The organism is Actinophytocola sp. (assembly GCF_036555685.1).
GTDB lineage: Bacteria > Actinomycetota > Actinomycetes > Mycobacteriales > Pseudonocardiaceae > Actinophytocola.
Map to the genome: position 1 here is coordinate 1 of NZ_DATBKY010000145.1, position 10096 is coordinate 10096.

At 70.4% G+C, this 10096-nt stretch carries 11 protein-coding genes and 1 pseudogene; 6 read left to right on the plus strand and 6 right to left on the minus strand.

Features of this window, described 5'->3' with window-relative positions; genetic code table 11:
• The 3 genes from VH969_RS14125 to VH969_RS14135 all read left to right on the plus strand — a co-directional run.
• Positions 1–329: Nramp family divalent metal transporter (locus VH969_RS14125; RefSeq protein ID WP_331974187.1), on the plus strand; the 329-nt coding region annotated here is incomplete at its 5' end.
• Positions 330–341: 12 nt separating this feature from the next.
• Positions 342–896: a hypothetical protein gene (locus tag VH969_RS14130; protein WP_331974188.1), complete on the plus strand. Its 555-nt coding sequence runs from the start codon at positions 342–344 to the stop codon at positions 894–896.
• 103 nt (positions 897–999) lie between these two features.
• Complete coding sequence (locus VH969_RS14135) at positions 1000–1995, plus strand: TerC family protein (protein ID WP_331974189.1); 996 nt, start codon at positions 1000–1002, stop codon at positions 1993–1995.
• Positions 1996–2072: 77 nt separating this feature from the next.
• Here the strand turns inward: VH969_RS14135 and VH969_RS14140 are convergent, their stop codons facing one another.
• The 5 genes from VH969_RS14140 to VH969_RS14160 all read right to left on the minus strand — a co-directional run bounded on the left by VH969_RS14140 (position 2073) and on the right by VH969_RS14160 (position 5901).
• The gene (locus VH969_RS14140; protein WP_331974190.1) at positions 2073–2264 is read right to left on the minus strand and encodes a hypothetical protein; all 192 of its coding nucleotides are present in this window, start codon (positions 2262–2264) and stop codon (positions 2073–2075) included.
• Between the two features lie 53 nt (positions 2265–2317).
• On the minus strand, positions 2318–2479 hold the full coding sequence (locus VH969_RS14145; protein WP_331974191.1) for a hypothetical protein: 162 nt from the start codon (positions 2477–2479) through the stop codon (positions 2318–2320).
• Positions 2480–2595: 116 nt separating this feature from the next.
• A complete protein-coding gene (locus VH969_RS14150) occupies positions 2596–3345 on the minus strand; it encodes a GntR family transcriptional regulator (RefSeq protein WP_331974192.1) in 750 nt (249 codons plus the stop codon).
• Positions 3346–3509: 164 nt separating this feature from the next.
• On the minus strand, positions 3510–4262 hold the full coding sequence (locus VH969_RS14155; RefSeq protein WP_331974193.1) for an IclR family transcriptional regulator: 753 nt from the start codon (positions 4260–4262) through the stop codon (positions 3510–3512).
• A 37-nt stretch (positions 4263–4299) separates the two neighbouring features.
• Positions 4300–5901, minus strand: a complete 1602-nt coding sequence (locus VH969_RS14160) for a thiamine pyrophosphate-binding protein (RefSeq protein WP_331974194.1) — start codon at positions 5899–5901, stop codon at positions 4300–4302.
• A 218-nt stretch (positions 5902–6119) separates the two neighbouring features.
• Here VH969_RS14160 and VH969_RS14165 point away from each other — a divergent pair, with 218 nt between their 5' ends.
• Positions 6120–7091: an ABC transporter substrate-binding protein gene (locus tag VH969_RS14165; RefSeq protein ID WP_331974195.1), complete on the plus strand. Its 972-nt coding sequence runs from the start codon at positions 6120–6122 to the stop codon at positions 7089–7091.
• A 15-nt stretch (positions 7092–7106) separates the two neighbouring features.
• On the opposite strand, the gene VH969_RS14170 is transcribed toward VH969_RS14165, so the two are convergent.
• Positions 7107–8426 carry an OFA family MFS transporter gene (locus VH969_RS14170; protein WP_331974196.1) on the minus strand — a complete coding sequence of 440 codons (1320 nt, stop codon included), beginning with the start codon at positions 8424–8426 and terminating at the stop codon, positions 7107–7109.
• 105 nt (positions 8427–8531) lie between these two features.
• Here VH969_RS14170 and sucC point away from each other — a divergent pair, with 105 nt between their 5' ends.
• Positions 8532–9701 carry an ADP-forming succinate--CoA ligase subunit beta gene (gene sucC / locus VH969_RS14175; protein ID WP_331974197.1) on the plus strand — a complete coding sequence of 390 codons (1170 nt, stop codon included), beginning with the start codon at positions 8532–8534 and terminating at the stop codon, positions 9699–9701.
• Between the two features lie 8 nt (positions 9702–9709).
• Positions 9710–10096, plus strand: a pseudogene (locus VH969_RS14180) (succinate--CoA ligase subunit alpha); the annotation flags it as partial.

Below are 10096 nucleotides of genomic sequence, written 5' to 3' on the forward strand. Positions count from 1 at the left end.
TGACCTACTTCCACTTCCCAGGTGCGAAGAAGTTCAAGATGTCCCACCTCTACGCGGGTTTCCTGTGGGGCGTCATCACGTTCGGCATCCTGATCCTGCTGTTCGGGCCGGCGGACGGTCCGGAGGGGATCCTGGACATCCTCGCGTTCCTCTCCACGTTCGCGATGGGTGCCTACTGCATCGTCTTGCTGCTGGTGAACAACCGCATGCTGCCGAAACCCATCCGGCCGAAGTGGTGGTCCAACGTGATCATCGGCTTCGGCGCGGTGTTCTACCTGGGCATGCTGTTCTACTGTATGATCAGGTTCGGCGTCGTGGACCTCGGTTAGGAGATGGAAGCGATGCGCCGTCTGTTCCTGTTGACCCTGCCGGGTCTGCTAGTCGGGTTCATCGCCGGTGTGTTCGCCGGTGGGCTGACCGCGTTCGTCGGTCAGCCCGCCGGGGCCGCTGTGGTGGCCGCGCTGGCGCTCGGTGTGCCGCTCGCCCTGATGGGCGGCGGCTACACGATGTTGCTGATCAACAAGCGAGTACGGCTCGGCGGGTTCGCCCCGGCCGCGCTGTTCTGGTTGATCGGGTTCCCGCTGGCCCGCCTGCTGCACGAGCTGGCCGTCACCTGGTACGTCGGCGGCACGCCGACGTTCCCGCCGGACACGTTGGGGTTCCTCGCGTTCCAGGGGATCCTCAGCCTCGGCTTCGCCATCGGGTTCCTGTGGCTGCACGAGCGCGTCGCCCCGCGCTGGTGGGCCCGGCTCGCCCAGCGTGGCGACGAGGTGGCCGAGGAGGTGTACCTGCGCTACGCCTCGCACGCGAGGGCCATGTTCGAGGCCAAGGAGCGGCGCAAGGCGGCGACGAGTCGCAACCGGGCCGCTCGAAAGACCTCGCCGACGACTCGCTAGCGACAGCGACCGACCAAGGACCCGTTGAGCGCTCGTCGATGCACCCCGGATAATCGGGTGGTGCATCGACGAGGCCTGCGCTCAAGCGGGTGAAAGGTAGCCGATGAACGTCCCCCTCTGGCTGTGGCTGGTCACCGGTGTCGGACTGACCGCCGTGATCTGTTTCGACTTCTATCTCATCGCGCGCAACCCGCGGAAGCCCTCGCTCAAGGAATGCCTGGCGTGGATCGCCGGCTACGTGGGCCTCTTCCTTCTCTTCGGACTGGCCATCTTCATCTTCGAGGGCCACGAGTACGCGGGCGAGCTCTTCGCCGGCTGGATCACCGAGTACTCGCTGTCCGTGGACAACCTGTTCGTGACCATGCTCATCATGGTGAGCTTCGCGGTGCGGGCCGAGCACCAGCAGAAGGTGCTCTCCATCGGCATCGTGATCGCGCTGGTGCTGCGTGTGATCGTCGTCTCAATCGGCTCCGCGGCGATCGCCCAGTTCGACTGGTTGTTCTACGTGTTCGGCGCGTTCCTCCTCTACACCGCTGTGCAGCTGCTCCTCACCGGCGACAAGGAGGACGAGGAGTTCAAAGAGAACCTCATGCTCCGCGGCGCGAAGAAGATCCTGCCGGCGACGGAGAAGTACGACGGCGCGAAGATCACGACGAAGGTGGACGGCAAGCGGCTGGTGACGCCGATGCTGATCGTGATGGTCGCGATCGGTACCACGAACCTGCTGTTCGCGGTCGACTCGATCCCCGCCATCTTCGGGCTCACCAAGGAGCCCTACCTGGTGCTGACGGCCAACGCGTTCGCGCTCATGGGCCTGCGACAGCTGTACTTCATCATCGGCGGGTTGCTCGACAGCCTGATCTACCTGTCGACCGGGCTCGCCATCGTCCTCGGCTTCATCGGCGTGAAGCTGGTCGTGGAGACGCTGCACAACCACGGCGTCTCGTGGGCCCCGCAGATCCCGATCCCGGTGTCGCTGGGTGTCATCATCGGCACGCTCGTGATCACGGCGGTGGTCAGCCTGCTCAAGGTGCGCCACGACCGGAACAAGGAGCTCGCGGAGGTCGCGAGCGAGCGCTCCGCGGCGGAGGTCGACTAGACACGACGGCTGGACATGAGGGAGGGCCGGGTCGCCGCGCGGCCCGGCCCTCCGTGTGTCGTTCGTGCGAGTGTGTCTCAGACGCCGGCCGTCATGCGACGGTCGTCGTCCCCCGCACCGGTGCGCAGGTAGTCCTCCACCTCGCGGGTGGCCTGCGTGCGCTGCTTCTCCATCGCGGTCGCGAGACCGAGGCCGAGCGTGCGGCCGTCGGCGCTCCAGCCGCGAGGAGAGCTGGTGAGGGCCTTGATGAGCGCTCGCCAGTTACGCATGTGCTTCACCTCCTGTGGATCCCAGGTAACGGGGTACCCGGGACGAATCGGGCTCAGACCGAGGTCGTGGTCACCGGCCGGTCGGCCTCGCGCCGCAGGTAGTCCTCGACACCGCGGGCGGCCTCCTGGCGCTGCTTCTCCATCGCGGCGGCGAGACCGAGGCCGATGGCGCGGCCGTCGGCGTTGAAGCCGCGGACCTGCAAGAACTTGCGCATGGTTGCGTTCACCTCCTTCGTGGGTCCAGCACTCGGAGACCCTCGGGCCGCCAGGACGTGGCGGCAGGGTCATAGGGCCGGGGCGACGGTGTCGCCTCGGTGGTGTGGTGGGTGGCTCAGCCTCGAGCCGAGGCCCGGCGTCGGCGCCGGGCGGGCAGCGGGATCGGCGTCTGGTCGTCCTCGCCCTCGGCGGCGCGCTGCTCGAGGTAGGACTTCCGGGTCCGGTCCGTGTGCTCCTGCATGATGCGGGCGGCGGTGTCCGCATCACGGTTCTCGATCGCGTCGATCAGCTCGGCGTGTTCCTGCCAGGACTGCTTGCCGCGCTGCCGGGCGATCGGGGTGTAGTACCAGCGGACCCTGCGGTCCACCTGGGTGGCGAAGTCCAGCAGCACCTTGTTGCCGGACAGCTCGGTGACGTGGCGGTGCACGGCGGCGTTCAGCGCGACCGCGGTGTCCACGTCGTCGTTAGCGAGGGCCTCCTCGCCCTGGCGGTTGAGGTCGCGCAGGTGCGCGATGCCCTCGGCGTCCGCGTGCTGGGCGGCTAGGCGGGCGGCCTCGCTCTCCAGCAGCGAGCGAACTGCCAGCAGCTGGTCGGCCTCGTCCTGCGTCGGGGCGTGGACGAACGCGCCGTAACCGGGGCGCAGGTCCACCCAGCCCTCGTTGTTGAGCCACTGCAGCGCCTCACGCACGGGCTGGCGGGACACGCCCAGCATCTGGGCCAGCTCGCTCTCGACCAGGTGTTGACCGGGAGCGAGCCGCCGGGAGATGATCAGCTCCTGCATCGCCTGGTAGACGTGCTCCCGCAGGGGGACGGGGCGATCGATCCGGCGAGCCGCCAGCTCCTTGGGCAACTCGGTCGGCTGCATGGTGGACTCCAACATGTTTGCGGCAGGGGCCGTGGTTCGTTGTCTACAGCATACAACGCTGGTGATGTCCGTTTGTTCCGTTCGTGAGCGCCTTCACAGTGCGTGACCGGCACCACCCGACATGGCGGAAAATCCTGCTCCGACCAGGTAACTCGTGACTGACCCTAGTTGGCCGGCTCGCGGGCCAGCACCCGGGACAGCGACAGCGCCGCCGTCCGCACCGCGGGCGCCAGACGTTCCAGGTCGAGGCGGTGTGCCGAGCCTGCGATGGAGATCGCCGCGATGACGTTGCTGCGGCGGTCCCGCACGGGCGCGGCCACGGCCACGACGCCGGTCTCCGACTCCTCGCGGTTGATGCCGTAGCCGCGGTCCAGCGTTCTCGCCAGATCCTGACGAAGCAGGCCCGGCAGCACGATGGTCTTCGGGGTCAGGCGGCGCAGGCCGTCGCGGACGACGCGGCGCAGGTAGGCGGGCGGGCCGAGCGCCAGGAACACCTTGCCGCTCGCCGTGCAGTGGGCCGGCAGCCGCCCGCCGACGCGCGACACGATCGGCATCGAGCGGCGGCCGGTGACCTTCTCCAGGAACAGCGTGTCGGTCGAGTCGAACACGGTCAGGTGGATGTTCTCGTGCGTCGCCTCGTAGAGGTCCTCGAGGTAGGGGAGCGCCGCCTCGCGCAGGCCCCGCTGCCGCGGCACCCGCTGGCCCAGCACGAACAGCGCCATGCCCAGCCGGTACCCCTCGTCGCTGCGCTCCAGGCCGCCCCAGGACACCAGCTCGCCGACCAGCCGGTGGACGGTGGGCTTCGGCAGCCCCGTCCGTGCCGCCAGCTGCGCCAGCGTGAGGTCGACGTCCGCCGGGCCGAACGCGTCCAGCACGCGCAGGCCCCTGGCGAGGACCGACTTCGGCGGGTCGCTCATGAATAGATCGTGGTCGTCCGGGACGCACCCGGCAACCTCACCCGCCCCCGCGGTCCAGGATCGGCACGTCGACCAGCAGCGGCGCGTCGAGCCTTCCGGCGCCGGCGACCACCTCGCGCAGCTCCGCCGCGCTGTCGACCCGCCTTGCCCGCACGCCGAAGAACGCGGCCGCGTTCGTCCAGTCCAGCCGGCCCGACGCGAGGGTCAGGTCCAGCCCGGGGTGCGGGCCGGTGCTGCCGGACTCCGCGAGCGTGTCCTTCAGCGTCCGGTACTCGCCGTTGTTCATGACGAGGAAGGCCACCGGCACGCGGTAGCGCGCGGCGCTCCACAGCCCCTGCAGGCCGAACATCGCGCACCCGTCGCCGAGCACCGCCACCACCGGACGGTCCGGGCGGCCGAGGCGGCTGCCGATCGCCGCACCGATGCCCCAGCCCAGGCCGCCGCCGACGGTGTGCACGAAGCCGCCGGGCCGTGGCAGGCGCAGCAGCGGGCGCAGCAGCACACCGATCGTGATGGCCTCGTCGACCACGACGGCGTCGGGTGGCAGCGCGTCGGCGATCGCGTGCGCGGCGGCCGCGGGGTCGATCGGGCCGCGTCCCGTCCGCGGCCGCTCGACACGGGGACGGCGGACCTGCTGCGGTGGCACGGAAACCCGCCCGTCGAGCGCCGCCGCGAGCCGGGCCAGCGACGGCCGCACGCCGCCGACGAGGCCCAGCTCGACGGGGAAGTTGCGGCCCGGCTCGGCCGGGTCGGAGTCGAGCTGCACCACGCGCGTGCCGTCCGGGATCGGCGAGCCCGGCGTGTAGTGGTGCGGCGAGAACGCGTGGCTGCCGACGACGAACACGACGTCGTGCCCGTCGAGCGCCTCGCGGACCGCGGCGTTGCGCGGAGCCGGCATGCCCGCGTTGAGCGGGTGGTCGCCGGGGAAGTTGACCGCGTCGTGCATGGGTTGCGGGTACACCGCCGCGCCGAGCCGCTCGGCCACCGCCACGAGCTCGGCCACCGCGTCCTCGCGGCCCACGCCGTCGCCGGCCACGACGGCCGGACGCCGCGCGCCGGCGAGGATCGCCGCGGCCTCGTCGATCCCGGTCGCTGGGCCGGGCGGGGTGAGCCTGCTCGCCGGCGGCACGGTGACGTCGGTGCCGTCGGCCAGCAGGTCCATCGGGATCGACACGAACACCGGCCCGGCCGGCGGCTGCGCGGCGAGCGCGAACGCCCGGCGCAGCACGATCGGCAGGTCGTGGGCGTGCTGGACCTCGACCGCGTGCTTGCTTGCCGCCGCCGCCAGGCCGACGAGATCGCCGGAGAGCATCGGGTCCTCGACGAGGTGGCGGCGGTCCTGCTGGCCCGCGGTCACGACGAGCGGGATGCGCGAGCGCTTCGCGTTGAGCATGCCGATGAGCCCGTTCGCGAGGCCGGCGGCGACGTGGAGGTTCACGAACGCCGGGCGGCCGGTCGCGCGGGCGTACCCGTCGGCCATGGCGACCGCGGACATCTCCTGCACGGCAAGGACGTACTCGATGTCCGGCGCCGCCGCGAGGGCGTCGAGCAACGGCAGCTCGGTCGTGCCCGGGTTGCCGAAGATCTTGTCCACGCCCTCGTCGCGCAGGATCGCCAGCAGTGCCTCGACGGGCCTCATGCGCGGCCCCGGCCGGTGCTCGCTCCACTCCGGACTGCCACGTTACGGGTCACGGGGAGATGCTGCGGGCGCACGGGATCGCCCGCCAAGGGGAGCATTTCACTGAGCGAAACGGGGGAGCGTGCGTGTTGACGACGTCACACGCGCACAGATACGTTCGACGCAGGTTCGTTGAGAGAACCTGTGTTCGCTATACGAACATTCGGAGGCTCCCGGTGATGCGACGACGCTTCGCCGCGATGTTCTGCGCGGTGGCACTACTGACGTCCGCGGCCTGCGGCTCGGACTCGGGCAGCCAGTCGACGCCCGGGAAGCGGGACGACGTGAAGGTCGGCCTGATCTCGATCCTCGACGTGGCGCCCATCTATCTCGGCAAGGAGAAGGGCATCTTCGCCAAGCACGACATCAACCTGACGCTGGAGCCGGCCGAGGGCGGCACCGAGACGGTCCCGTCGGTGATGAGCGGCAACCAGCAGTTCGGCTTCAGCAACGTGGTCACCCTGCTGCTGGCGCAGGAACAAGGCCTTCCGGTCAAGGCGGTGACCAACGGCACGAACTCGACCGGCAAGGACGGTGCCGACTTCGGTGCCCTCATGGTCGAGCAGAACAGTCCGATCAAGAGCGTGCGGGACCTGGCGGGCAAGAAGGTCGCGGTCAACACGTTCAAGAACATCGTCGAGCTGGCCGTGCGCGCGTCGGCGCTGAAGGCGGGCATCGACCCCGACTCGATCGAGTTCGTGAAGCTGGGCTTCCCCGAGATGCCGGCCGCGCTCGAGGACGGCCGCGCGGACGCGGTGTTCGTGGTGGAGCCGTTCCAGCAGATCATCCTGTCGCAAGGCGGCCGGCACCTGGCGTCGAGCTACGTGGACACGGCGCCGGACCTGTGCGTGGCGATGTACTTCACGTCGAAGAAGCTGATCGGCGAGAACCCGGACCTGGTGAAGCGCTTCACCGACGCGATGAACGAGTCCCTGGCGTACGCGGACGCCCATCCCGACGAGGTCCGCAACATCCTGCCGACGTATACGAAGATCCCGGCAGAGGTGATCCCGAAGCTGGTCCTTCCGAAGTGGCCCAAGGACATCAACGAGGACTCGCTGAAGTCGGTGGCAGACCTGGGAAAGCAGGAGAAGATCCTCCCGGGCGAGCCGAACCTGGACGAACTCCTCCCGGCACCGACGAACGGCTAGCAGCCACGCGAGCGGTCAGGAAGCGACCCGCCGCGGAGGCAGCCCGGGCAGGAACCGGCCCGGTTGCCGCAGCTTCAGGCAGAGCGCCCCCGAAGCCACGGCCAGCACGCAGGCGAGCATGAACACCGCCGGGTACCCCCAGGCGGGAGCCACCAGTGCCGCGATCCCGACCCCCAGCACGCCGCCGAAAGCCTTCGCCGAGTACACGGCCGCGTGCGTCTGCCGCGCGCCGGGACTCTGGTCGCCGAAGAACTCCCGCACCAGGCTGGCGAACAGCGGGTAGAACGCCCCGCCACCGACACCGGCCAGCAACGACGCCAGCAGCAGAATCGCTACCGAACCCGTGGTCGCCGCGCTGGCCAGGCACAGCTGCCCGACACCGAGCACGGCGAGGACCCAGCCGAGCGTGCGTGTCCGGCCGAGGTGCTCCGACACCCGGATGGCCAGCGCGCGGCCGGCGCCGTTCGTCCCCAGCAACAGGCCGGTGCACAGCGCGACCACGAACAGGGCGACGTCCAGCTGGGTGCCGAGGGAGGCCAGGAACGTGATGTCGAACAGCGACACCGCGCTGGCGCAGAACAGGATCAGGTACATCAGCGGCGCCACGCCGGTCCGCATCGCCTCGCGCGGGGAGTACTGGCGCACCGCGCTCACCCGGCGGCCGTCCAGCGCCCACTCGCGCGGGTCGACGTCCGGTGGCCACCAGTCCGCCGGCGGGTCACGCAACACGACGCCCGCGCCCAGCACCACCAGGAAGATCAGCACCGCGCTCACCGCCAGCATCGGAACCAGCGGGCCACCGTCCACAGTGAACAAGTAGGCCATCGCGAACGGGACCGAGCCGTATGCGAACGCGCCCGTCACCACGCTGACCTTCGCCGCCGTGCGCTCGGGGTACCACTTCGCCACGGTCGACGAGCAGGTCGCGTACACCAGCCCCGCGCCCGTGCCGCTCAGCAGCGAGTAACCGAGTACCGCCACCGCGAACGAGCCCTGCGCCAGCGCGAGCGGCCCGCACAACAGCAGCACCGCCCCGATGACCATCGCGCTGCGCGGCCCGATCCGGCCCCGCTCCCGCAGGTACGCGGCCGGGAAGCCCGCGCCCGCCTGGAACACCGTCCACAACGCCAGCAACCAGAACACGTCCACCGGCGCCCAGCCGCGCTCGACCAGCGCCGGCACCAGCGAACCGAACCCGTACTGCAGGATGCCGATGGCCGCCATGGCCGCCCACGGCAGCCACAGCATCCACTCCCTCCGGCGGCCGAGCAGCTCCTCCGCGGCCGGTCCGACGACGTATCGGCGCCCGAGAAAGTCGAGCGTTGAGGTGCGCATCACTGCCTCCGGGGTAGGCGTTCCCTGGACAAGTGCCTCCATACTGCATACAGTCTACAACACCTATGGCCCCGGTCACAGCCCCAGAATCGGAGGAACGGCCGCGTGGACCTGTACGAGTACCAGGCAAAGAACCTGTTCGCGCGGCACGGCGTGCCCATCGGCCCGGGTCAGCGGGTCGCCGACGACGCAGCCACCGCCGCCGTGGCGGCCGCGGAGTTCGGCGTGCCGGTGGTGATCAAGGCGCAGGTCAAGGCCGGCGGCCGGGGCAAGGCCGGCGGCGTGAAGCTGGCCGACGGCGAGGTGGACGCGCGGGCGAAGGCCGGCGCCATCCTCGGCCTGGACATCAAGGGCCACACCGTGCGCCGGGTGCTCGTCACGCCGGCGTCGGACATCGCCGAGGAGTACTACTTCTCCTTCCTCCTCGATCGCGCCAACCGCACGTTCCTGGCGATGGCGTCGGCCGAGGGCGGCATGGAGATCGAGCAGCTCGCGGCCGAGCGGCCCGACGCCCTGGCCAAGGTCCCGATCGACCCGCTCGGCGGCGTCGACCTGGCCACCGCCAAGGAGATCGTGCGCGAGGGCGGCTTCCCGGCCGAGGTCACCGACGCGGCGGCCGACGTCGTGGTGAAGCTGTGGGAGACGTTCGTCGCCGAGGACGCCACGCTCGTCGAGGTCAACCCGCTGGTCCGCACCCCGGACGGCGAGATCCTGGCGCTGGACGGCAAGGTCACGCTCGACGGCAACGCCGCGTTCCGCCACCCCGGCCACGCCGAGTTCGTCGACACCGAGGCCGACGACCCTCTCGAGGCGCGCGCCAAGGCGAAGGACCTCAACTACGTCAAGCTGGCCGGCCAGGTCGGCATCATCGGCAACGGCGCGGGCCTCGTGATGTCCACACTGGACGTCGTGGCGTACGCGGGCGAGGGGACCGGGACCCGGCCGGCGAACTTCCTCGACATCGGCGGTGGCGCGTCGGCCGAGGTGATGGCCAACGGGCTGGAGATCATCCTTTCCGATCGCGTCGTGCGCAGCGTGTTCGTCAACGTCTTCGGCGGCATCACCGCCTGTGACGCGGTCGCGAACGGCATCGTGCGGGCCTTCCAGCTGCTGGGCACCGTCGACAAGCCGATCGTCGTCCGCCTGGACGGCAACAACGCCGCCGAGGGCCGGCGCATCCTCACCGACGCCGCGCTGCCCGGTCTGTCCCAGGTGGACACCATGGACGCGGCCGCCCGCCGCGCCGTCGAGCTCGCGATCGAACAGGACGCATAGGAGAAGCCGTGGCCATCTTCCTCGACGAGGGCAGCAGGATCGTCGTCCAGGGCATGACCGGCGCCGAGGGGCGCAAGCACACCGCCCGCATGCTCGCCGCGGGGTCGACCGTGGTCGGCGGCGTGACGCCGGGCAAGGGCGGCCAGGTCGCGGAGATCGCGGGCACCACGCTGCCCGTGTTCGACAGCGTCGGCGTCGCGATGGCGGAGACCGGCGCCGACACGTCCGTCGTGTTCGTGCCGCCGAGGTTCGCGAAGAGCGCCGTCGTCGAGGCGATCGACGCCGGCATCGGGCTCGCGGTCGTGATCACCGAGGGCATCCCGGTGCACGACACCGCGAGCTTCTGGGCGCACGCCTGCGCGACCGGCAACAAGACGCGCATCGTGGGCCCGAAC

Excerpts from the sequence above, each read along its gene's own strand:
- VH969_RS14130 (WP_331974188.1), top strand. The coding sequence starts at position 342 with ATGCGCCGTCTGTTCCTGTTGACCCTGCCGGGTCTGCTAGTCGGGTTC.
- VH969_RS14135 (WP_331974189.1), top strand. The coding sequence starts at position 1,000 with ATGAACGTCCCCCTCTGGCTGTGGCTGGTCACCGGTGTCGGACTGACC.
- VH969_RS14140 (WP_331974190.1), bottom strand. The coding sequence starts at position 2,264 with ATGCGTAACTGGCGAGCGCTCATCAAGGCCCTCACCAGCTCTCCTCGC.
- VH969_RS14145 (WP_331974191.1), bottom strand. The coding sequence starts at position 2,479 with ATGCGCAAGTTCTTGCAGGTCCGCGGCTTCAACGCCGACGGCCGCGCC.
- VH969_RS14150 (WP_331974192.1), bottom strand. The coding sequence starts at position 3,345 with ATGCAGCCGACCGAGTTGCCCAAGGAGCTGGCGGCTCGCCGGATCGAT.
- VH969_RS14155 (WP_331974193.1), bottom strand. The coding sequence starts at position 4,262 with ATGAGCGACCCGCCGAAGTCGGTCCTCGCCAGGGGCCTGCGCGTGCTG.
- VH969_RS14160 (WP_331974194.1), bottom strand. The coding sequence starts at position 5,901 with ATGAGGCCCGTCGAGGCACTGCTGGCGATCCTGCGCGACGAGGGCGTG.
- VH969_RS14165 (WP_331974195.1), top strand. The coding sequence starts at position 6,120 with ATGCGACGACGCTTCGCCGCGATGTTCTGCGCGGTGGCACTACTGACG.
- VH969_RS14170 (WP_331974196.1), bottom strand. The coding sequence starts at position 8,426 with ATGCGCACCTCAACGCTCGACTTTCTCGGGCGCCGATACGTCGTCGGA.